The organism is Epilithonimonas sp. JDS, assembly GCF_021261315.1.
Classification (GTDB): domain Bacteria; phylum Bacteroidota; class Bacteroidia; order Flavobacteriales; family Weeksellaceae; genus Epilithonimonas.
In genome coordinates this window covers 1-640 of record NZ_JAJSAX010000019.1, presented here as the reverse complement: position 1 = coordinate 640, position 640 = coordinate 1, and the positions used below count along the sequence as shown (strand labels likewise).

The 640-nt window shown below is 41.4% G+C and carries 1 protein-coding gene; it reads left to right on the top strand.

All coding sequences use genetic code 11. The annotated features are described in order from the left end of the window. The coding region (locus tag LUD75_RS19075; RefSeq protein ID WP_317207331.1) for a catalase-related domain-containing protein at positions 1-640 on the top strand (640 nt) is incomplete at both ends.

The following is a 640-nucleotide window of genomic DNA, read 5'->3' as shown; positions in this document are numbered from 1 at the left end:
CTTCACAGGAAGAAAGAATCGATGGGAAAAAGATCCGTGCAAGAAGCGAAAGTTTTGTGGATCACTATTCTCAGGCAAAATTATTTTACAACAGCCAGTCTGCGCCGGAACAAAAACACATTCAGAATGCTTTGATTTTTGAATTGTCGAAAGTTACAATTCCAGCAATCCGTGAAAGAGTAGTGGGGCAGTTGGCTTTCATTAATAAAGATCTTGCGGCTTTGGTGGCTAAAAAAGTGGGAGTTGAAGTAACGAAGCTGAAACAACCCAACGGCAGTATTCCAGCAGATGCAGATCCGAAAACACTTCAAAGTGAAGAAAGAGAGCCTGCTACAAAAAGTTCTGATGCCTTGAGTATGCAAAACACTGTTAAAGATTCGATCAAAAGCCGTGTGATTGGTTTCATTATGGAAGATGGTGCGAATGCTGCGGCTGTCAATGCCTTAAAATCAAAATTAGAAGGAAAAGGCGCTGTTGTTCAGGTCATCGCTGGAAGTCTTTCGCCGGTAAAAGCCGACGACGGAACCAGTTTCACACCAAAACATTCTTTGACAAGTACGGCAAGTGTATGTTTTGATGCTTTATATCTCGCCAGCGGTAAAAAATCTGCAGACAATTTATTAAACGAAGATAATAAGCC